At 68.2% G+C, this 22,027-nt stretch carries 18 protein-coding genes; 5 read left to right on the forward strand and 13 right to left on the reverse strand.

Annotated features, from left to right (window positions below; genetic code table 11):
• Positions 1 to 70 precede the first annotated feature (70 nt).
• Positions 71 to 1,234, forward strand: a complete 1,164-nt coding sequence (locus tag BLS50_RS02125; protein WP_074802747.1) for a DUF2242 domain-containing protein — start codon at positions 71 to 73, stop codon at positions 1,232 to 1,234.
• Positions 1,235 to 1,483: 249 nt separating this feature from the next.
• On the opposite strand, the gene BLS50_RS02130 is transcribed toward BLS50_RS02125, so the two are convergent.
• Positions 1,484 to 2,404: a pyridoxal-phosphate dependent enzyme gene (locus BLS50_RS02130; protein WP_034174194.1), complete on the reverse strand. Its 921-nt coding sequence runs from the start codon at positions 2,402 to 2,404 to the stop codon at positions 1,484 to 1,486.
• 161 nt (positions 2,405 to 2,565) lie between these two features.
• On the opposite strand from BLS50_RS02130, the gene BLS50_RS02135 reads away from it, so the two are divergent.
• Positions 2,566 to 3,477, forward strand: coding sequence for a LysR family transcriptional regulator (locus BLS50_RS02135; protein ID WP_023477716.1), 912 nt, complete (start codon positions 2,566 to 2,568; stop codon positions 3,475 to 3,477).
• A gap of 751 nt (positions 3,478 to 4,228) precedes the next feature.
• Positions 4,229 to 5,434, forward strand: coding sequence for an MFS transporter (locus tag BLS50_RS02140; protein WP_027807538.1), 1,206 nt, complete (start codon positions 4,229 to 4,231; stop codon positions 5,432 to 5,434).
• 102 nt (positions 5,435 to 5,536) lie between these two features.
• Here the strand turns inward: BLS50_RS02140 and BLS50_RS02145 are convergent, their stop codons facing one another.
• From BLS50_RS02145 to BLS50_RS02155, 3 genes are read right to left on the reverse strand one after another with little or no spacing between them, the layout of a single operon-like run.
• Positions 5,537 to 6,559 carry a histone deacetylase family protein gene (locus BLS50_RS02145; RefSeq protein ID WP_069232427.1) on the reverse strand — a complete coding sequence of 341 codons (1,023 nt, stop codon included), beginning with the start codon at positions 6,557 to 6,559 and terminating at the stop codon, positions 5,537 to 5,539.
• 24 nt (positions 6,560 to 6,583) lie between these two features.
• The gene (locus BLS50_RS02150) at positions 6,584 to 7,855 is read right to left on the reverse strand and encodes a Zn-dependent hydrolase (protein ID WP_074800394.1); all 1,272 of its coding nucleotides are present in this window, start codon (positions 7,853 to 7,855) and stop codon (positions 6,584 to 6,586) included.
• A gap of 31 nt (positions 7,856 to 7,886) precedes the next feature.
• On the reverse strand, positions 7,887 to 9,197 hold the full coding sequence (locus BLS50_RS02155; RefSeq protein WP_074800397.1) for an MFS transporter: 1,311 nt from the start codon (positions 9,195 to 9,197) through the stop codon (positions 7,887 to 7,889).
• A 188-nt stretch (positions 9,198 to 9,385) separates the two neighbouring features.
• Between BLS50_RS02155 and BLS50_RS02160 the strand changes: the two genes are divergently transcribed.
• A complete protein-coding gene (locus BLS50_RS02160) occupies positions 9,386 to 10,342 on the forward strand; it encodes a LysR family transcriptional regulator (protein ID WP_074800400.1) in 957 nt (318 codons plus the stop codon).
• A 65-nt stretch (positions 10,343 to 10,407) separates the two neighbouring features.
• On the opposite strand, the gene BLS50_RS02165 is transcribed toward BLS50_RS02160, so the two are convergent.
• The 4 genes from BLS50_RS02165 to speB all read right to left on the reverse strand — a co-directional run bounded on the left by BLS50_RS02165 (position 10,408) and on the right by speB (position 14,955).
• The gene (locus BLS50_RS02165) at positions 10,408 to 11,478 is read right to left on the reverse strand and encodes a porin (RefSeq protein ID WP_074800403.1); all 1,071 of its coding nucleotides are present in this window, start codon (positions 11,476 to 11,478) and stop codon (positions 10,408 to 10,410) included.
• A 158-nt stretch (positions 11,479 to 11,636) separates the two neighbouring features.
• Entirely contained in the window at positions 11,637 to 13,067 is a 1,431-nt protein-coding gene (locus BLS50_RS02170; protein WP_011694243.1) for a purine-cytosine permease family protein, read from the reverse strand.
• A 462-nt stretch (positions 13,068 to 13,529) separates the two neighbouring features.
• Positions 13,530 to 13,994 (reverse strand): GNAT family N-acetyltransferase, encoded by a 465-nt coding sequence (locus BLS50_RS02180; protein ID WP_074800413.1) that lies wholly within the window; start codon positions 13,992 to 13,994, stop codon positions 13,530 to 13,532.
• The gene (gene speB, locus BLS50_RS02185) at positions 13,987 to 14,955 is read right to left on the reverse strand and encodes an agmatinase (RefSeq protein WP_074800415.1); all 969 of its coding nucleotides are present in this window, start codon (positions 14,953 to 14,955) and stop codon (positions 13,987 to 13,989) included. Before speB ends, BLS50_RS02180 begins: the two co-directional genes overlap by 8 nt.
• Before the next feature lie 128 nt (positions 14,956 to 15,083).
• Here speB and BLS50_RS02190 point away from each other — a divergent pair, with 128 nt between their 5' ends.
• On the forward strand, positions 15,084 to 16,001 hold the full coding sequence (locus tag BLS50_RS02190; protein WP_074800417.1) for a LysR family transcriptional regulator: 918 nt from the start codon (positions 15,084 to 15,086) through the stop codon (positions 15,999 to 16,001).
• Between the two features lie 27 nt (positions 16,002 to 16,028).
• Here the strand turns inward: BLS50_RS02190 and BLS50_RS02195 are convergent, their stop codons facing one another.
• The 5 genes from BLS50_RS02195 to BLS50_RS02215 form a co-directional block, all read right to left on the reverse strand.
• Positions 16,029 to 16,658, reverse strand: a complete 630-nt coding sequence (locus BLS50_RS02195; protein WP_074800420.1) for an NAD(P)H-binding protein — start codon at positions 16,656 to 16,658, stop codon at positions 16,029 to 16,031.
• 340 nt (positions 16,659 to 16,998) lie between these two features.
• Positions 16,999 to 18,390: a dihydrolipoyl dehydrogenase gene (lpdA, locus tag BLS50_RS02200; RefSeq protein ID WP_074800423.1), complete on the reverse strand. Its 1,392-nt coding sequence runs from the start codon at positions 18,388 to 18,390 to the stop codon at positions 16,999 to 17,001.
• A gap of 4 nt (positions 18,391 to 18,394) precedes the next feature.
• Positions 18,395 to 19,708, reverse strand: a complete 1,314-nt coding sequence (locus BLS50_RS02205) for a dihydrolipoamide acetyltransferase family protein (protein ID WP_074800426.1) — start codon at positions 19,706 to 19,708, stop codon at positions 18,395 to 18,397.
• Between the two features lies 1 nt (position 19,709).
• A complete protein-coding gene (locus tag BLS50_RS02210; RefSeq protein WP_027807525.1) occupies positions 19,710 to 20,750 on the reverse strand; it encodes an alpha-ketoacid dehydrogenase subunit beta in 1,041 nt (346 codons plus the stop codon).
• Between the two features lie 2 nt (positions 20,751 to 20,752).
• Positions 20,753 to 21,985, reverse strand: a complete 1,233-nt coding sequence (locus tag BLS50_RS02215; protein ID WP_074800429.1) for a 3-methyl-2-oxobutanoate dehydrogenase (2-methylpropanoyl-transferring) subunit alpha — start codon at positions 21,983 to 21,985, stop codon at positions 20,753 to 20,755.
• Between the last annotated feature and the right edge of the window lie 42 nt (positions 21,986 to 22,027).

Here is a 22,027-nt window from a genome sequence, read left to right on the forward strand (position 1 = left end):
GAGATGTGCGCGCGCATCAATCCGGGCACTCCCGTTGCGCCGCCTCTCGCCGAGCCTTCTGAAAGACGCCATGCACAACCGATTTCGCCTGTTTTCCGTTTCGTGCGCGCTCGCGGTTGCGACCGTGCTGGCGGCATGCTCGTCGCCGCCCAAGCCGATCTACCAGCAGGAACAGTTCGACGCGACCACCAGCCCGTATGCGCACACGTTCCACTCGAAATCCGACGCGGCCTGCGAGGCCGCGCGGCGCGCGCTGCTGAGCCAGGGCTACGTGGTGTCGTCGTCGCGCAACGACGCGGTCGACGGCAGCAAGAATTTCCAGCCGAGCAACGACATGCACGTCGTGATCGAGTTTCACGTCGTGTGCGCGGACGCGAATGCGGACGGCTCGTCGAGCATCGCGTACGTGAACGCGGTGCAGGACCGCTATACGCTGAAGAAGTCGAATACGTCGGCCAGCGTCGGCTTGAGCGTGTTCGGCTCGCTGTCGCTGCCGATCGGGTCGAGCGACGACGCGCTCGTCAAGACCGCGAGCGAGACGATTCCCGCCGGCGTGTTCTATGAGCGCTTCTTCACGCTCGTCGACCATTTCCTGAAGATCGACCCGGCGCGGCGCGACCGCGCAACCGTGAAGGCCGCCGAGAAGGAACCCGTCGCGCCGCTGCCCGAACCCGCGCCGACGCCGCAGGGCGAACCGCTGAAGATGACGACGCCGGTCGTGCCGACGCCGCCCGCGGCGCCGGTGCCGCTTTCGGCGCCGGGGGTCGCGGCTGGATCGGGCGCGAATGCCGTGCCGGCCGCGGCGTCGGCCGTGGCGGCGCCCGCTGCGATGCGTGCTGCCGCGCCGGCGGCGGCGTCCGGGTCCGGGGCGGTTTCGGGGGCGGCCCCTGCGTCTGCACCTGCGCCGGCTTCGGCTGGCGGCCCGACGCCTGCGTCGGCGCCTGCGCCCGCTTCGGCTGCTGCACCCGCTTCGGCGCCTAAGCCGGTTTCCGGTCCGGCAACCGCACCGGCGCCTTCATCGGCCTCCGGTTCGACGGCCGCGCCGGTTTCCGCACCCGCGTCTGCTTCGGCTCCGGCGCCGGCCACCGCCACGCCATCATCGCCCGCGCCCTCGTCAGCAGCATCGACGCCCGCATCGGCCTCGGCGCCGTCGAGCGCATCGCCTGCGCCGGCGACAGCCAACCCGATCGCATCGTCCACGCCGTCCGGCGCGAGCGCACCCGCCGCGAACTGACCGCGCTCCGGTATCGTCGCGGCCGGCCGCATGCGGCGCCGCGCGACGGTACGCATACCTTCCGCATCATTCTCCGAGACCCTTCCCGTTCATCCGGCTCGGCGCCGGCCGCGCATGGCCGCACGGGATCGACGAAAAGGCAACGTCGACGCGTCGCGGTTAGCTACGTGCCCAACCCGCGGTCGCCACCGGGACGAAAATCGCAGGCGCCTCGCCGTCTCGCGCCGCGCGGCTTGGCGGCGCCCTCACCTACCGCAACGTCGCACGCAGCGTCTGCAGATGCTCGGCGGTCGTGGTCACGCCGCCGCAGACGATCACCGCGATGTCCGACGCCGACGCAAGCACCGGCACCGGGCGCTCCAGCGCGGCCAGGGCAGCGCCGCACGCGGGCTCGACGACGATCCGGTGTTCATCGACAAACCGCAGCGACGCAGCCACCGCGTCGGCATCGGACACGACGACCGGATGAATCGCGTGGCGCGTCGCCCACTCGACCGCCGCGTCACATGGCCGCTTCGCGCCGAGCGACGTCGCGATGCTCGCGATGGCCGCCAGTTCGACCGGACGCCCCTGCGCGACCGAGCGCGCATAGCAGTCGGCGCCTTCCGTCTCGGCCGCGACGACCGGCACGTCGTGCCAGCCGTTGCGCACCAACCCTTCCAGCACGCCGCACAGCAGACCGCCGCCGCCGACCGCGAGCACGACCGCGTCGGGCTTCGGACCGGCCGCCGCCATCTCGTCGATCATCGTCGCGTGGCCCTGCCACAGCACGCGGTCGTCGAACGGATGCACGAACGCGTCGTGCTCGTCGAGCGTCGATTGCGCGAACGCATTTGCCTCGGCCCAGCTCGCGCCGTGCACGACGAGGTCCGCGCCTTCGATGCGGATCAGCTCGCGCGCCCGGGCCGATGCGCTTTCCGGCACGACGACGCGCACCGGCACACCGAGTTCGCGGCCGCAATACGCGACTGCGATGCCCGCGTTACCGCCCGACGACGACACGAACCGCCGCGCCCCGGCCGCATGGCGCGCCTCGCAGACGGCGCCGATGCCGCGCAGCTTGAACGAGCCCGATGGCTGCAGCGCATCGAGCTTGAGCCGGACGGTCCTGCCGAGCCGGCGGGACGCGATGGGTGAGCGGATATAAGGGGTCGGGATATGAAGCGGCATGGGACGGAACGCAGTGGGGACGGAGGAAACACACGCGACTCCGAAGGAAGCGAGCGCGGCGATGACGGTCATCGTACGGTAGGCCGGTCATGCCTTCCAATACCATCGAATGGCGTTTGCTATGCTTTGCAGGCATATCCACACATCGAACCGGACACCGCATGCGCCAGATCGAATTGCGTCACCTTCGCTACTTCGTCGCCGTCGCCCAGGCCGGCAGCGTGATGGCCGGCGCCCGCGCGGCCGGCATCGTGCAGCCCGCGCTGTCGCGGCAGATCCGCGAACTGGAGGACGCGATCGGCACGCCGCTGCTGATCCGTCGCGCGACGGGCGTCACGCTCACCGCGGCCGGCACGAGCTTTCTGCACGATGCGACCGGCCTGCTCGCGATGCTGCAGGACAGCCGTGAGCGCGCGCTGCGCAGCGCGGCCGGCCAGCTCGGCGAACTGCGGCTTGGCGCGCTGCCGAACTGCCTGCCGTTGCCGGTCGTCGCGAACGTCCTCAAAACGTTTCGCGATGCGTGCCCGGACGTGAAACTGTCGATCGCGCCGATGCTGTCCGCCGAGCAGGCCAGCGCGCTGATGCGCGGCCAGCTCGACGCCGGAATCATGGCGTGGCGTCGCGAGGAAGCGCCGCACCTGACGGGCGTGCGGCTGCTGAGCGACCGCTTCGTGCTCGCGATGCCCGCACCGTCGGGCGGCCGCTTCGTCGCGCCGCGCACGCTGGCCGACGTCGCGAACGAGCCGTTCGTCTGGTTCGATGCGCAACGTTCCGCCGCGCACCACCGGTTCCTGATGACGCAGTGCCAGCAGGCCGGTTTCACGCCGCGCATCGCGCAGATCGGCAGCGACATCCCGACGCTGATCGGCCTCGTCGCGGTGGGGATGGGTTGCGCGTTCGTGCCGGAAAGCGCATCGCCGACCTGCCCGAGCACGGTTCGGCTCGTCGCGCTCGACGAACTCGCGAGCCGCTTCGACATCGAGTTCGTGTTCGACGGCGCGGCGACGACGCCGTCGCCCGTCGTCGCGCGCTTTCTCGCGGCGGTCCGCGACGCGGCCGGCGAACCGGGCTGAACGCACGCTGGACGCATCGGCGCGCGGTCGGGCGATGCGACTTGCCGCGCCGACCGACGTGCGGCATTCACTTCCGCGATCGCGTCGTTTTCGATGTCTTTGCACACGAAGCGACATCGTCGTGTCATCGAAAAATCTTTCAAAACGCCGACGTCCGACGCCGCGATACCGCTATTTTCAAATTGACACCAAAAACGGTCGTTTAACGCCGATTCGAATCGTCCTGGCCCGAAATATACTGCGCGCGCATCCAACCCTCGTGCCAAAGAGAGGATGCGTTTCCGCCCCGGCCATGGACCCCCTGTGGTCGGGGCTTTTTTCTGTCGCGCCTTGCGGCGAAAGGCTTTCCGAACATTGCGCCCGGCCGGCGACGGCAGAATCGCCTGTCGCAGGGCAACGCGTCCGGCCAGGCAGCCGCGCGTCATCTCATGCTCGCCGGCCGACTTCCCGAGCGTCTCGCAAGATACCTCCGCATGAGCCGGGAACCGTCACGGCGTCGCAGCTCCCTGTCTGGAAGTTGCGCGCCCATTCATTACGAAAAGCTTTCTAAAAATCCTTGGCGTTCGTCTATCCCGCCAAAACACGGGCTCATAGGTCACGCACACCCGCGTCGCCCGCGCGCTGCATTGTTGACATGAAATCAAGATAATTTCGTCCGCATACGGCTTTTTCCGCAAAAGTAACGCAGGCACACTTCACGCTGTCCTCAACGGCCTCGTGCCGTCGTCCCCCGCTTACAGGAGTCCACCACGTGACCACCACGACTTCCTCTCCGTCCCGCCCCGGCGGCAGCGCCGCGCTGCCGCTGCTCGCGCTCGCCGCCGGCGCGTTCGGCATCGGCACGACCGAGTTCTCGCCGATGGGCCTGCTGCCCGTCATCGCCGAAGGCGTGCACGTGTCGATTCCGCAAGCCGGCATGCTGATCAGCGCGTATGCGATCGGCGTGATGGTCGGCGCGCCGCTGATGACGCTGCTGCTCGCGCGCTGGTCGCGCCGCTCCGCGCTGATCGCGCTGATGTCGATCTTCACCATCGGCAACCTGCTGTCGGCCGTCGCGCCGGACTACACGACGCTGCTGCTCGCCCGCCTCGTGACGAGCCTCAATCACGGCGCGTTCTTCGGGCTCGGCTCGGTGGTCGCGGCGAGCCTCGTGCCGCGCGAAAAGCAGGCCAGCGCGGTCGCGACGATGTTCATGGGGCTGACGATCGCGAACGTCGGCGGCGTGCCGGCCGCAACCTGGCTCGGCCAGATCATCGGCTGGCGCATGTCGTTCGCGGCGACCGCGGGCCTCGGCCTGATCGCGATCGCCGGCCTGTTCGCCGCACTGCCGAAGGGCGAAGCCGGCAAGATGCCCGACCTGCGCGCCGAACTCTCCGTGCTGACGCGTCCGGTCGTGCTCGGCGCGCTCGGGACGACGGTGCTCGGCGCCGGTGCGATGTTCACGCTCTATACCTACGTCGCGCCGACGCTCGAACACCTGACGGGCGCGACGCCCGGCTTCGTGACCGCGATGCTGGTGCTGATCGGCGTCGGCTTCTCGATCGGCAACATCGCGGGCGGGCGCCTCGCCGACCGCTCGCTCGACGGCACGCTGATCGGCTTCCTGTTGCTGCTGATCGCGACGATGGCCGCGTTCCCGCTGCTCGCCACCACTCACGCGGGCGCCGGCGTTACGCTGCTGGTCTGGGGGATCGCGACGTTCGCGGTCGTGCCGCCGCTGCAGATGCGCGTGATGCGCGCGGCCCATGAAGCGCCGGGCCTCGCGTCGGCCGTCAACATCGGCGCGTTCAACCTCGGCAACGCGGTGGGCGCCGCCGCCGGTGGCGCGGCGATCTCGGCCGGGTTCGGCTACGCGGCGGTGCCGCTCGTCGGCGCGCTGATCGCCGCCGCCGGGCTCGCACTCGTGATGCTGCAGGTCACGCAGCGCCGCCGCTCGCCGGCCGCCGCGAACTCGTAAAGGGCAACGCCCGGACGGCCGGGAACCTGCCGCACGCATTCTTACGGCCGCGCCATGCGGCCGTTGTCATTTCCGGCGTGCGCTTCGGTTCCGACGGCTCGATCAGCGCCCGGCGGCAAACCCGCCGAAAAACGCGCGCGCGTTCGCCTCGAGACTCGCGAGGTGATAACCGCCCTCCTGCACGATCACCGTCGGCAAGCCGAGCGCGCCGATCGCGCCCCCGAGCCGCCCGAACCCGTCGGTCGTGACCGCAACCTGCGATTGCGGATCGTCCTTGTAGATGTCGAAACCGAGCGCGAGCACGAGCGCATCGGGCTGGAACCGCGCGAGTGCACGCAACGCGTCGTCGAGCCGCTCGAAGAATGCCGACTCCGGCGCGCCGTGCGGCATCGGCAGGTTGAGGTTGAAGCCGTCGCCGGCGCCCGCCCCCGTCTCTTCCTCGTAGCCCGCGACGACCGGGTAGAAGTTGGTCGGGTCGCCGTGAATCGACACGTACAGCACGTCGTCGCGGCCGTAGAAGATCTCCTGCACGCCCTGCCCGTGATGCATGTCGGTATCGAGGATCGCGACGCGGCGATGGCGGCCCAGCAGCGCCTGCGCGGCGATCGCCGCATTGTTCAGGTAGCAGAAGCCGCCGGCCGCATCGCGCCGCGCATGATGGCCGGGCGGCCGGCACAGCGCGTACGCCTCGCGTGCACCGTCGTTGACGTCGGCGGCAGCCGCCAGCGCGCCCTGCGCGGACCAGTACGCCGCGCGCCACGTGTTCGCGCCCACCGGGCAACTGCCGTCGGCGAGGTAGCGCGCGGCTTTCGCGAGCACGCCGCGCAGCGGGTTCGGATCGCGCACGAACACGTTCGACATCACTTCGTCACCCCAGTCGTCGGGCATCTGCTTCCAGTCGCGGTGCGCGTCCTCGAGAAAGCGCAGGTAGTTCATGTCGTGCACGGCCGCGATCGGCGCGGTGCCGCGATCGGCCGGCTCGCGCACGTCGAAGTCGAGCGACCGGACGGCCGCGACGAGCCGTGCCGCGCGTTCGGGCACCTCCTGCGGTTCGCGCATCTGGCCGCGCGACAGGTAGCTGCGCGGATGGTGCAGCAGTTGTTCGGGATGGAAATAGGTTTTCATGATGTTCCTCGTCGATTCGTCGGATCAGGCGCCGTGCGCGGCAGCCGCCGCGTCGACGCGCGCCGCGATGCCCGCGCGCGCCAGCACCGCATGGAGCAGCACGTTCGTGCCGCGCGTCACGTCGTCGGGCAATGCATCCTCGGCTTCGTTGTGCGACAGGCCGTCGACGCACGGAATGAACACCATCGCGGTCGGGAAACGACGCGCGAGCAGGATCGCGTCGTGACCGGCGCCGCTCACGATCCGCTCGTGTGTATAGCCGAACGCGGCGGCCGCCTGCGCGACCAGCCCGACGCAATCGCGGTCGAACGGCGTCGCCGGGCTGCGCCAGCAGGTGTCGATCGCCACCTGCACGCCGCGTGCGGCGGCAACGCGTGCGCAGGCGTCGCGCAGGTCGCGCTCCATCGCATCGACTTCGGCATCGTCGTGATGACGCAGGTCGACCGTAAAGGTCAGGTCGCCGGCAATCGTGTTGCGCGACGCGTTGCGAATGCCGACCTGCCCGATCGTCGCGAGCCCGCGCGGCGCGTAGCCGGCGACGATTCGTTCGAGTTCGAGCGCGATCTGCGCACTCGCGAAATACGCGTCCTTGCGATACGGCATCGGCGTCGTGCCCGCATGCGCGGCCACGCCGGTCACCGTCACGTCGAGCCAGCGGATCGCCTGGCCACCGGTGACGATGCCGATCGTCGTGCCGTTCGCCTCGAGCACCGGCCCCTGTTCAATATGCGCCTCGAAATACGCGTCGACCGCGCCACCCATTGCTCGCGTGCCGCGGTAGCCGCACGCGTCGAGCGCCGCGCCGAGCGTGATGCCGTCGGCGTCCTGCTTCGCGAGCGCGTCGTCGAGCGGCAACGCGCCCGTGAACACGGCCGAGCCGAGCATCGCCGGTGCGAAGCGTGCGCCCTCCTCGTTGGTCCAGGACACGATCTCGAGCGGCTTGTCGGTCGCGATGCCCGCGTCGTTCAGTGTGCGCACGAGTTCGAGCGCGGCGAGCACGCCATAGACGCCGTCGAAGCGGCCGCCTTCGGGCTGCGTGTCGAGATGGCTGCCGATCAGCACAGGCGCTGCCTGCGCATCGGCGCCGTCGCGCCGCGCGAACAGGTTGCCGACCGCATCGACGCTCACCGTCATTCCCGCGTCGCGGCACCATTGCGCGAACAGGTCGCGCCCGCGCCGGTCGTCATCGGTCAGCGCGAGGCGCCGCACGCCGCCGCGCGGGGTCGCGCCGACGCGCGCCATGTCGGTCAGGCTCTGCCACAGGCGGGCGCCGTCGATTTCCAGCAGGTCTTTCATATGCATTCCGGATCGATTCGTTCGTTGAAGGTCAGTGCGAGCCGAGCGCTTCGGTGGCGGCCGGCCGCGCGGCGCGGCGCGCATCGAGCGCGACGATGCAGAGCAGCGAAATACCGGCGAGACACGTGTAGAACACCGCGAGCGGCCACCACTGGCCCGTGAAGCGATGTGCGAGCCACGTGCCGACGAGCGGCGTCAGGCCGCCCGCGATCGCGCCGCAAATCTGGTAAGCGAGCGAGATCGCCGAATAGCGCACGTGCGCGGGAAACACGTCGCTGACGAAGCCCGCGATCACCGAATAGAAGCCGGCCATGCACACCACGGCGAGCGCGATGCCGGCGATCAGCGACGCGGACGTGCCGCCCTGCACGAGCATGAACATCGGATACGGCGACAGCATCGCGAGCAGCGCCGCGAGCTTGAGGAAGCGCGCGCCGCCGATACGTTCGGCGATCCAGGCGGCGAGCGGCTGCGCGAAAAACTGGATGATCGCGACCGCGAACAGGCTGTCGAGGATCAGCGAGCGCGAGACGCCGACGTACTGCGTCGTGTACGCGATCATGAACGTGTTCGTGAAATAGACGCCCGCGATGCCGATCGTGTTCGCGCCGATGCAGAGCAGCACGAGCCCCGACGCGGAACGGAACACTTCCGCGACCGGCAGCTTCACCGTGCGGTTGGCTTCCTTCACCCGCGCGAATTCCGGCGACTCGTTCACCCCGAGCCGGATCAGGATGCCGACCACGAGCAGCACCGAACTCGCGAGAAACGGCAGGCGCCAGCCCCACGCGAGGAAATCGGCCTTGTCCATCGACGTGACCGCGCGGAACGCGATCAGCGACAGGATCAGCCCGGCCGGGCTGCCGAGCTGCGCGAACGACGCGAAAAACGTGCGGCGCCCCTGCGGCGCATGCTCGCCGGCCATCAGCACCGCGCCGCCCCATTCGCCGCCCACCGCGATGCCCTGCACGACGCGCAGCGCGACGAGCAGCACCGGCGCCAGGATGCCGACCTTCGAATAAGCGGGCAGCAGCCCGACGCACACGGTCGCGACGCCCATCATCATCAACGTCGTCATCAGCGCCTTCTTGCGGCCGATGCGGTCGCCGAGATGGCCGAAGATCACGCCGCCGAGCGGACGCGCGAAGAAGCCGACCGCAAACGTCGCGAACGATGCCATCGTGCTGACGAACGGGTCGTGCGACGGGAAATAGAGTTCGCCGAACACGAGCGCGGCGGCGGTCGCGTAGATGTAGAAGTCGTACCACTCGATCATCGTGCCGATGAACGCGGCTGTCGCGGCGCGTGCCGGCTGGCGGGCGGAAGGAAGGGACTGGGTCATGCGGGCTCCTGACGCGCGCCGCGGCGGGGCAGCACGCAATATCGTGACGGCGGCCGTCTGTCGCGGCCTCGCGCCGCACGCTGCGGCGCCCCTCCTTTATCGGTGGCCGCAAATCATTAGTCAAATTTCAAGTTATTATTCACGATATAAATTCAACTAATGCCTGATCACTGCTGCCCGGACACCCGATGCGCCCCGACCTCGCCCCGTTCCTGAATGACCGCCTCGACTGGAATCTGCTGCGCACCTATCTGGTGATCATGCAGGAACGCAGCGTGAGCCGCGCAGCCGCGCGCCTGCATGTCACGCAGCCGGCCGTGAGCCAGGCGCTGCGTCGGCTCGAAGAGACGCTCGAGCGCCGGTTGATCGAGCGGCGCGGTGCGCATTTCGCGCCGACGCCGGCCGGCGAAGCCGTGTACCGGATCGCGAGCGACATCTACGGCGGCATCTCGCGCCTCGAAACCGAAATCGACGACAGCACGGCCGACCTGACCGGCTCGATCCGGCTGCTGACGGTGAGCCGCATCGAATCGCCCATCTACGACGAATTCCTCGCGGATTTCCACCGCGCATATCCGCGTATCGATCTGCAGATCGAAGTGATGCGCTCGTCCGACATCCTCTCCTCGCTGCTGCAGAAAACGGCCACGGCCGGGCTCGGCCTGTGCCGCACGCCGCACGACAAGCTGGAAATGCGCTGCTTCCTGCGCCAGCGCTATGCGATCTACTGCGGCCGCCATCACCGGCTGTTCGGGCAGACGCAATTGCGGATGGACGATCTGCTCGCGGAGAATTTCGTGTCGTTCACGAGCGACCAGATCGGCGACAGCCTGTCGCCGCTCACCGTGTTCCGCGACCAGAAGGGCTTCACGGGACGCATCGTCGCGTCGTCGCCGAGCCTCGAGGAGGTGCGGCGGCTGATCTTCGCGGGCTACGGGATCGGCTGCCTGCCCGAGCACATCGTGCGCGACGACATCGCGCAGCAGCGGCTGTGGCGGCTGCCGCCCGACGACGGGCTCGTCGATGTCGACGTGTTCCTGCTGTGGCATCGCGACCGCAAGATGAACGCAGCCGAGCTGGCGTTTCTCGACGCGATGGAGCGCTGCATGCAGCGCTATTCGCTGGCGGAGCGGTTAGGGAAATGACGGCGCGCATGCGCTCGGAGCACGGCCGGGCGCATGCGGCCCGGCGGTCGCTCCGTGCGCATGCATCAGAAGCGATGCACGATGCCGAGTTGCACGCCGCGGGCATTCGCACCCGGATACGCGAGCGGCAGGCCGGGGTTCGCCGCGCCAGCGAGCGTGTAGCCGGCCTGGTTGCGGTTGCGCAGGTACGACAGCGCGCCGTAGAAGCTCGTGCGCTTCGACAGGTCGTATTCGTACATCAGCCCGAGTTGATCTGCGTGGTTGCCTTGCGACAACTGGTCGTGCAGGTACGCGTAACCGAGCGCGACATAGTTGGCCGGGTTGAACTGGTACTTGACCGACAGCCCGTACACACGCGAATCGATTCCAAGGTCGGCCCACTTCACCGCGGAAAAGCCGCCATACACGGTGGCCTTGCCGATCGCATATGATGCACCTGCCATGATCGTGCGATCCGTCGTGGTCGCCACGGCGTTCTTCAACCACTGGCCCGCGACGAATGCGCCGAACGGACCGTGTTCGTAGGTCAGGTCGAACTGCTGGCTGGAGCCGGCCGAGCGCACGCCGCCCGCATCGCCGAATCCGAAGTACAGCCCGCCCTGGAAACCGGCGATCTCCGGGCTTTGGTACGACAGCGTGTTGCTTGTGCGGAACGCGAACACGGTCAAGTTGTCCATGCCGGATGCCTGCGTGACTCCGCCGAATGCATCCTGCCCGCCCTGGCCGTTGAATAGCGGCGAATTCTGCCGGCCCGCGCGCACCTTGCCCCACTGCCCCGCGATGCCGACCCACGCCTGCCGGTTGAACAGGCTGCCGGCGCTCGCGAGCGAGCCGTCATTTGGATTGAAGCCGTTTTCCAGTGCGAACTCGATCTTCTGGCCGCCGCCGATATCCTCGCCGCCCTTCAATCCGAACCGGCTGCCCCACTGGCCGCCCGAGTTGATCGCGGCCGTATAGCCGTTGCCCGTATTCACGACCTGCGCGAATTCGTCGATCACGCCGTACAGCGTGACGCCGTCCTGCGCGGACGCAGTGCCCGAACCGGCGACGCAGGCAAGCGCCACCATGAGACGAAAACCGGCGTGCACCGGCCGCACCCGGCAATCGATGCCGCGCGTTTCAATATGCTTAGTCATACTATTTGATAGGTCGAGATTGAAACGACACCGGGCACGGCGTGAACGCCGCACCGGTATCGCGGGATATCGGAATGTGTTGATGGAGCCGGACGCAGGCTACGTCCGACTCGGCGCTCAGGCCGGTGGCGTGCCGGCCCGATGCGCGAGACGCGTGGTCAGTGGTGAACTTCGCCGCGTTCGAGCGGCAGGATCAGGCGCTCGGGAATACTGCGTCGCGACGCGCGCGCGCCGACGTAATACAGCACGGCCGGCACGACGAGGCCGAGAATCCACGAGATATCGGTGCCGCCGAGCGCATCGACGAGCGGCCCCGTGTAGAGGTGCGTCGACATGAACGGCAGTTGCACCAGGATACCGACTACGTAGATCGTGATCGCCATCACGTTCCAGCGGCCGTAGCGACCATCGGGATCGGACAACGCCGGCACGTCGTAGCGCGAACGCGTGAAGCAGTAGTAATCGACCAGATTGATCGCGCTCCACGGCGTGAAGAACGCGAGCAGGAACAGGATGAACGCGGTGAATTCCTTCAGGAACGAATGACGGCCCGCGAGCGCGATCAGCGTCGACACGCAGATCATCCCGAAGATGTACACGAGGCGGCTCTTCGACGATACCGCGCCCTTGCCGCGAAAGCCGCTGACGATCGTCGCCATCGACATGAAGCTGCCGTATGCATTGAGCGCCGTCACCGTCACCTTGCCGAACGCGATGCTGAAATACAGCAGCGCGGCCACGGCGCCCGTCGAGCCCAGGCCGACGATGTACGACACTTCGTGGTGCGCGAACTGGCTGCCGGCCAGCGCGGCCGCGAACACGCCGAACACCATCGCCGCCTGCGCGCCGATCACCGAGCCGAGGCCGACCGCGAGAAACGTCGCGACCGACGACGTCGAGCGCGGCAGGTAGCGCGAATAGTCGGCGACGTACGGGCCGAACGCGATCTGCCACGACGCGGACAGCGACATCGCGAGCAGGAAGCTCGCCAGCGAGAAATGCCGGTTTGCGAGCAGCGCGCCGATGTCGTGGTTCGCGAACAGTTGCGCGAACATGTAGACGAACGCGACGATGCCGACCACGCTCGCGATCCGGCCGACGAAGTGGATCGCGCGATAGCCGAACACGGTCAGCACGACGATCACGGCCGCGAACAGCAGGATGCCGGCCGCGTCGTCGACGTGCAGCAGTTGCGCGACGGCCTGCCCGGCCAGCACCGAGCCGCTCGCGGAAAAGCCGATGTACATCAGGCACACCAGCACGATCGGAATCATCGCGCCGTACACGCCGAACTGCACGCGGCTCGAGATCATCTGCGGCAGCCCGAGCTGCGGCCCCTGCGCGCCGTGCAGCGCCATCACCGCGCCGCCGACGAGCTGGCCGAGCAGCAGCGCGACCAGCGACCAGAACACGTCGCCGCCGAGCACGACCGCCAGCGCCCCGGTGACGATAGCCGTGATCTGCATGTTGGCCGACAGCCACAGCGTGAACTGGCTCAGCAGGCCGCCGTGGCGCTCGGCGTCGGGAATGAAGTCGATCGAGCGTACTTCGATCAGTCCGCCAGCTTTTCCACTGGAATTCGTTGACACGGGTCAATCTCCAAAATACTCAGGACCACACATGGTTTGAACGGGACAGGAAACTGCGAGCCGCCCTTTCGGCTCTGCGGATGCGGGGCGCCGTGGATCGCCGGCATGCGCCACGCACGCACGGTCTGCACGCTGGCGCGCAACCGGCACGACGTGTGCCGACATTGCCAGCGGATGATGTTGTATATACAACTTGGGAGATATCGGTGATTACCCGGTATCGATCGGTTTTCGAAATCGTCCGAGCAATCGCGGCACACCCGCGCAGTTTTGCCGCGAGTCGGATGTAGGAAAAATGAAAGTTGGGTCGGTGGGGGGTGGCCGAGCAGGCGCGACCGTCATGGGGTCGGCGGGAGGAAGTTCAGCAGCTGTCGCGCGGCCTCGATGTCGTGTCCGTGCAGCCAGTCGTCGGCGTTGTCGCGACGCAGAGCCACGACGTCGTACCCCGGACCCCACATGCGATCAACCGCGCGGCCCGACCTGAAACGTGAGAATTTCGTCCCCCGCGTCGTCCAGTTCCCCGGTCGGTATCCAGCCGAGATGGCGATAAAACCCGTACGAACGCGACGCGGGATCGGTCGAGCAGCCGAGAAACAGCGACGTGACGCCGTGCGCCGCGAAATCGTCGATCACGCACCGCAGCAGCCGCTTGCCGATCCCCGTCCCTTCGTACTCGGGCAAAATCGCGAGCACGACGATTTCGCCCGAACCGGTGTCGCCGAAGCAGTAGCCGACCATGTGTGCGGGCGCACAGCAGACATGGCCTGCGAACACGCCGTCGCGGATACCGTCGTCCCAGCTTTCAACGGTGATGCCGAGCGCGCGCAACTGCGCTTCGCTGAACGCGTTTTCGCGTGTGCGCGCACGCAGTGCGATGCAGTCGGCCGCGTCGCCGGGAACGGCCTTGCGCCAGATCAGTTCATCCATCGATCGGGTGTTCCTTTTTCTGCCGCCGGCGCGACGCATACAGGCAGATCAGTTCCAGTGCGATCGTCGCACCGGCCAGCGACGTGATTTCCGCGTGATCGTACGGCGGCGACACTTCGACCACGTCCATGCCGACCAGGTTGATCCCGTCGAGGTGGCGCAGGATCTCGAACGCCTGATGGCTCGACAGTCCGCCCGACACCGGCGTCCCGGTGCCCGGCGCGAACGCCGGATCGAGACAGTCGATGTCGAACGTCAGGTACACCGGATGATCGCCGACTCGCTCGCGAATGCGCGCGGCGACCGCGGCGGGCGTCGACGCATGCACCTGACGCGCATCCTGGATGTCGAAGCCCATCGGTTCGTCGTTGGTCGTGCGGATGCCGATCTGGGCCGATCGTCCGGGCACGACCCACCCTTCCCGCGCCGCGTGATAGAACATCGTCCCGTGATCGATGCGCTTCACGTCGCGGTCGGGCCACGTGTCGGTGTGCGCGTCGAAATGCACGAGCGACAGCGGCCCGTGCACCTTCGCATGCGCCTTCAGCAGCGGATACGTGATGAAATGATCGCCGCCGAGCGTCAGCATCGCGCAGCCGCGCGCGAGGATCGCATCGGCATGCCGCTCGATCGCGCCCGGCACCGCTTCGGGCTGCCCGAGATCGAACGCGCAGTCGCCGTAATCGACCGCCGCCAGCACGTCGAACGGATCGAACGACCACGGCCACGGACGCGCCCACGCGATGCCCGTCGACGCGGTCCGCAACCCGCGCGGGCCGAAGCGCGTGCCGGGCCGGTGCGACGCGGCGGAATCGAACGGTACGCCGGTGATCGCGAGGTCGACGCCGTCCAGATCGCGGCTGAAACGCCGGCGCATGAAGCTCGTCGCGCCCGCGAAACTGGGTTCGGCCTGGGTGCCGTAGAGGCTGTCGCGGGTGAACGCGAAATCGTTCTGGCTCATCGTCGGAGTCCGGTCTGAAGGGGGCACGGCCGCGCGGCTGGCGACCTCGAGCCCGATTCTGCCGCGCCCGCATGCAACGAAAAATATGAACTAACATAAGCCGACTTCACAAAATGCGATGTATCGCCATGCTGACCCGACTCAGAGACATGGATTTGCAGTTGCTGCGGCTCTTTCTGACGATCGTCGAAAGCGGCGGCTTCAGTGCCGCGCAAGGCACGCTCGGCATGGCGCCGTCGACGATCAGCACGCAGATGGCCAAGCTCGAGACGCGGCTCGGGTTCCGGCTGTGCGATCGCGGCAAAGGCGGGTTCCGGCTGACGCCGAAGGGCGAACGCGTGCTGCAGTCGACGCGCCGCCTGCTGCACGCGATGGACGTGTTCACGCGCGACACGCAGCACATCTCGGGCACGTTGCTTGGCGAATTGCGCATCGGCCTGTCCGAGCGGATCTCGCCCGACGTCGTCGAATCGATCGCAGCGGCCGTCAGCCGCTTTCGCGAGCGCGCGCCGGATGTGCTGATCGAAATGATCGCGGTGCCGCCCGACGAGCTGGAGCGCCGGCTGCTGAAAGGCGAACTGCAGCTCGCGATCGGCTATTTCTCCGGCCACCAGGCCGGCCTGCACTATGCGCCGCTGTTCGTCGAGCACCAGTCGCTGCATTGCGGCGCCCGCCATCCGTTGTTCGCGAAGAAAGCCGTGTCGGTCAACGACATCGCACACGCGAGCAACGTCGCGCGGCTCTACAAGACGAACACGTCGGGAGCGGCGCTGCGCAATGCACGGCCGACCGCGTTTTCGGAAAACGTCGATGCCGACGTGATCTTCATCCTGTCGGGCGCGCATGTCGGCTTCCTGCCCGACCACGTCGCGGCACCGTGGATCGCCGCCGGGAAGATGCGCCGGCTGCTCGCGAGCAAGCTGAGCCACACGGTGGCATTCCAGCTCGCGACACCGAGGAATTCCGACGGCAGCGAAGCGCTGGATGCGTTCATGGCCGCGCTCGCCGAGCAGTTCGGCGCGCTCGTCGGAAACGCAGACGAATAGTCGGACGGGCGCACCGCCCGCACCGCATCAGACGAGCCGGTCGGATGCGACGACCTGCACGCCCGGCCGTGCGTCGATCGCCGCGTCGAGCAACGCGCGCGCAATCCGCGGCGCGGGATTCACGCGCCACTTCGCCGGGAGCACCGGCGCGACGGCGCTCAGCGCGAACACGAACAGCCGCTCGCCGAACCTGAACTCGTCGCGGCTGCCGCCGATCAGGCCCGGTCGCACGTACGTGAGCGAATCGAAGCCGACGCCGGCGAGCGCCCGCTCGACTTCGCCCTTCACGCGGTTGTAAAAGATGCGCGACCCGGCATCGGCGCCGAGCGCGGAATTCAGCACGTAGGTCGGCGTGCCGTGCCGATGCGCGAGCCGCGCGACCGCAAGCGGATAGTCGTGATCGACGCGCCGGAAGGCCGCCTGCGAACCGGCGGCCCGCATCGTCGTGCCGAGCGTGCAGATCACGGCATCCGCGTGCCACCAATCGGCCGTGTCGGGCAGATGGTCGAAATCGACTTCCAGCGCGCGCATCTTCGGATGCGGCGACAACGGCCGGCGCGCGAGGACGATCACCTGATCGACCCGCGCGTCGGCGAGCGCAACTTCGAGGACGTGGCGCCCGACGAGTCCGGTCGCGCCGACGAGCAGCAGTTTCATGTCCGGTTGTTCCGTGTGAAGCCTGCGTTGGCGGGCCGAGGCAGCCCGGTTTCCGGCTATCGACATGATCGTCGGCCGACGTGGCGGCGGCAACCCTCCCCTCGTCTCGAAAAATTACCGGCCTGTCAGGCGCCGTTCCGGGCGATCGAATACGACCCGGCCCCGGCGCTGCGCCCGACTCGCGTTCCCGACCCGGCGCGCGAGCACGGGCAAACCCGATCGGATCGGTTTCGGGACCGGCACGAACGGATACCGGATGAACAACATGAAGTCCATCAGACGCCGCAAGCGCCGCCGATGCGTGCGCGACGCACCGGCAGCGCTCCGTCAAGCCCGCACGTCAGACATGCAGCGCGTGTCCGAGCGCCCGCAACGCCGCCTCCTGAAGGGCTTCGCCGAGCGTCGGATGCGCGTGGATCGTGCCGCCGATGTCTTCCAGCCGCGCGCCCATCTCCAGCGACTGCGAGAACGCCGCGGCCAGCTCCGACACCCCGCGCCCGACCGCCTGCCAGCCGACGATCAGATGATTGTCGCGCCGCGCGACGACGCGCACGAATCCGTCGGTCGCCTGCAACGTCATCGCCCGCCCGTTCGCGGCGAACGGAAACGACGCGCTCAGGCAATCGACGCCGGCCGCATGTGCATCGTCCGGCGACCAGCCGGCCGTCACGATCTCGGGATCGGTGAAGCACACGGCCGGAATCGCCGCGGGCGTGAACTGGCGCCGCCGGCCGGCGATCAGCTCGGCCACCATCTCGCCTTGCGCCATCGCGCGATGCGCGAGCATCGGCTCACCCGCGACGTCGCCAATCGCCCACACGTTGCGCATCGAGGTCCGGCAGGCGTCGTCGATCCGCAGCGCGCGGCCATTGCGATCGAGCATCAGCGTCTCGAGCCCGAACCCGTCGACGCGCGGCTTGCGGCCGACGGCAACCAGCACGCGATCGGCCGGCAGCGTCTGCTCGGCGCCGTCAGCCGCCCGCACGCGCACCGCGCCGTGCTCGTCCAGCCCGAGCACGGTGTGGCCGAGCCACAGCCGCACGCCGAGGCGCGCGAGCGAATCGGCCACCGGCCGCACGAGTTCGGCATCGTACGCAGGCAGCACGCGCTCGGCCGCCTCGACGACGCTGACGTCGACGCCGAGCTTGCGATAGACGATCCCGAGTTCGAGCCCGATATAGCCGGCCCCGACGACGACCAGCCGCTTCGGCAGCGTCGCGGGCGACAGCGCGTCGGTGGACGACACGACGTGCCCGCCGAACGGCATCGACGGCAGTTCGACCGGCTCGGAACCAGTCGCGAGCAACAGGTGCTCGCAACCGATCCGCACCGCATGGCCGCCGCTGACGACCTCGACGGTCTTGCCGTCGATCACGCGCGCTTCGCCGTGCAGCACGCGCACGCCGTTCTTCTTGAGCAGCGCGCCGACGCCGCGCGTCAGCCGGTCGACGATGCCGTCCTTCCACGCGACGCTTTTCGCGATGTCGATCTCCGGCGTGCGCACGCGGATGCCGAGCGCCGCTTCACCGGCATGGCCGCACGCCTGCTCGAACGCGTCGGCCACGTGGATCAGCGCCTTCGACGGAATGCAGCCGATGTTCAGGCAGGTGCCGCCGAGCCGGTCGCGTTCGACGAGCACGGTCGGAATGCCGAGCTGGCCGGCGCGGATCGCGGCGACGTAGCCGCCCGGGCCGCCGCCGATGACGAGCAGTGTGGTGTGTTCGTTCTTCATCGGCTCACTCCACGAACAGCAGTGCCGGGCGTTCGAGCACAGCGCGCACGGCCTGGATGAATTCGGCCGCGTCCGCGCCGTCGACGACGCGATGGTCGAACGACGACGACAGGTTCATCATCTTGCGCGCGACGACCGCGCCGTCGCGGATCATCGGCCGCTCGACGATCCGGTTCACGCCGACGATGCCGACCTCCGGATGATTGATCACCGGCGTCGACACGATGCCGCCGAGCGCGCCGAGGCTCGAGATCGTGATCGTCGAGCCGCTCAACTCGTCGCGCTGCGCGCGGTTCGCCCGCACCGCATCGGCGAGCCGCGCGATTTCCGCCGAGATCGACCACACGTCACGCGCTTCCGCATGACGCAGCACGGGCACCGTGAGGCCGCCGTCCGTCTGCGTCGCGACGCCCATGTGCACCGCGCCGTAGCGCGTGACGACGCCCGCTTCGTCGTCGAACCGTGCGTTGATCTGCGGGAAGTCGCGCAGCGCGATCACCATCGCGCGGATCAGCAGCGGCAGCGGCGTGAGCTTGCCGCGCGTGTCGCCGTGACGGCGGTTCAGTTCCGTGCGCAACGATTCGAGCTCGGTGACGTCGATTTCCTCGACGTAGCTGAAGTGCGGGATGCGGCGCTTCGCCTCCTGCATCTTGCGCGCGATCGCGCGCCGCAGGCCGATCACCGGCACTTCGGTTTCGTCGTGGCGCTCGTCGTAGCCGCGCGGCTGCGATGCGTGCGACGCACCGCCGCCGGTCCGCGCATACGCATCGAGGTCCGCATGCAGGATGCGCCCGGCTTCACCGGTGCCGCGCACGTAGCGCAGCTCGATGCCCATGTCCCACGCGCGCTGACGCACGGCCGGCGACGCGAGCGGCCGCTCGCCCGGCGCGAGCGCCGCGCGCGACGGCGAGGCCGGTTCGTCGCGACGCGGTTTCGCCGGTGCCCGGAGCGCCGCGGGCTGCGCAGGCGGCTCGACCGATGTGTCGGCCACCGGCTTCGACGGCACCGGCGCCTCAACCGGTGCGGTTGCTACCTTCGTTTCCTGCACCGGTGCCGCGGCCTTCAGGTTGCCGTCGCCTTCGACTTCCAGCCGAATCAGCTCGCTGCCCACCGCCATCATCTCGCCGATCCGGCCGCCCAGCTCGATCACCTTGCCCGTCACCGGCGACGGGATCTCGACCGCCGCCTTGTCGGTCATCACGTCGGCGAGCGGCTGGTCTTCCTTGATCGTCTGCCCGACTTCCACATGCCAGGCCACCAGCTCGACCTCGGCGATCCCTTCGCCGATATCCGGCATCTTGATGACATGAATCCCCATCTCACGCCTCCATCACGCGTCGCAACGCTTCACCGACCCGGGTCGGCCCCGGAAAGTACGCCCATTCCTGCGCATGCGGATACGGGGTGTCCCAGCCCGTCGTGCGCTCGACCGGCGCTTCGAGGTGGTAGAAGCAGTGTTCCTGCACCAGCGACACGAGCTCCGCGCCATAGCCGCAGGTGCGCGTCGCCTCGTGCACCACGACGCAGCGCCCGGTCTTGCGCACCGACGCGACGATCGTGTCGAGATCGAGCGGCCACAGCGTGCGCAGGTCGATCACTTCCGCGTCGATGCCCGTCTCCTCGGCGGCGGCCAGCGACACGTGCACCGTCGTGCCATATGTGAGCACCGTCACGTCGTTGCCGGGCCGCACGACGGCGGCCGTATCGAGCGGCACCGTGTAGTAGCCTTCCGGCACCGCGCTCGCCGGATGCTTGAGCCACGACGTGACCGGCCGTTCGTGATGGCCGTCGAACGGCCCGTTGTACAGCCGTTTCGGTTCGAGGAAGATCACCGGATCGTCGTTCTCGATCGACGCGATCAAGAGCCCTTTCGCGTCGTACGGATTCGACGGCATCACCGTGCGCAGCCCGCACACCTGCGTGAACATCGCCTCCGGGCTCTGGCTGTGGGTCTGCCCGCCGTAGATGCCGCCGCCGCACGGCATCCGGATCGTCATCGGCGCGGTGAACTGGCCGGCCGAGCGGTAGCGCAGCCGCGCGCCTTCCGACACGATCTGGTCGGATGCCGGATAGAAATAGTCGGCGAACTGGATCTCGCACACGGGCCGCAATCCGTATGCGCCCATCCCGACCGCCGCGCCGACGATCCCGCCTTCCGAGATCGGCGCATCGAACACGCGCGACTTACCGTACTTGTTCTGCAGTCCTTCGGTACAACGGAACACGCCGCCGAAATAGCCGACGTCCTGCCCGAACACGACCACGTCGCTGTCGCGCCCGAGCATCACGTCCATCGCGGAGCGCAGCGCCTGGATCATCGTCATCGGCTGCGTCGCCGTCTCTGTCTCGTGTTGCGCCATGATCACGCTCCCAGTTCCTGGCGCTGACGGCGCAGGTGCGCGGGCAGCTCCTTGTACACGTCGTCGAACATCGAGGCCGGCGACGGAATCCGGTCGTCGGCCAGCGTCCCGTACTTCTCCGCTTCCTTCTGCGCGGCGATCACCTCGGCCTCGAGTTCGGCCGTCAATGCGTCGTGCGCGCTGTCCGACCAGATGCCCTTCACGATCAGGTGGCGCTTGAAGCGCTCGATCGGATCGCCCAGCGGGAAATGGGACCAGTCGTCGCTCGGCCGGTACTTGGTCGGATCGTCCGACGTCGAATGCGCACCCGCGCGGTAGGTCACCCACTCGATCAGCGTCGGGCCGAGATTGCGGCGCGCACGCTCGGCCGCCCAGCTCGACGCCGCGTAGATCGCGAGGAAGTCGTTGCCGTCGACGCGCAGCGACGCGATCCCGCAACCGACGCCGCGCCCCGCGAAGGTCGTGCCCTCGCCGCCCGCGATCGCCTGGAACGTCGAGATCGCCCACTGGTTGTTGACCACGTTCAGCACGACCGGCGCGCGGTACACATGCGCGAACGTGAGCGCGGTGTGGAAATCGGCTTCGGCCGTCGCGCCGTCGCCGATCCATGCGGATGCGATCTTCGTGTCGCCCTTGATCGCCGACGCCATCGCCCAGCCGACCGCCTGGATGAACTGCGTCGCGAGGTTGCCGGAAATCGAGAAGAAGCCGGCTGCGCGATCCGAGTACATCACCGGGAGCTGGCGGCCCTTCAGCGGATCGCCTTCGTTCGACATCAGCTGGCAGATCATCCGCTCGAGCGGCACGTCGCGCGCGATCAGGATGCTCTGCTGCCGGTAGGTCGGAAAGCACATGTCGCCGTCGCGCAGCGCCATCGCGTGCGCGGTGCCGATCGCCTCTTCGCCGAGGCTCAACATGTAGAAGGAGATTTTCTTCTGACGCTGCGCGATCATCATGCGCGCGTCGAAAATGCGGGTCTTGAGCATCGCGCGCAGCCCGGCGATCAGCCGCGCATCGTCGAGATCGGGGGCCCACGGGCCGACGGCCTTGCCGTTGTCGTCGAGCACGCGCACGAGGCTGCGGGCGAGATCGGCGGTGTCCGCCGCGGCAACGTCGATCGGTGGGCGGCGCACGGCGCCGGCCGGCGATAGATGCAGATAGGAAAAGTCCGTCTTGCAGCCCGGGCGCCCGGTGGGCTCCGGCACATGCAGACGCAATGGCTCTGACAGGCTCATCGTGTCGTCTCCACGCTCGATTGTGTCTCACGCTGTTTGGGA

This window comes from Burkholderia orbicola (genome assembly GCF_900100915.1).
Taxonomy (GTDB): Bacteria; Pseudomonadota; Gammaproteobacteria; order Burkholderiales; family Burkholderiaceae; genus Burkholderia; species Burkholderia orbicola.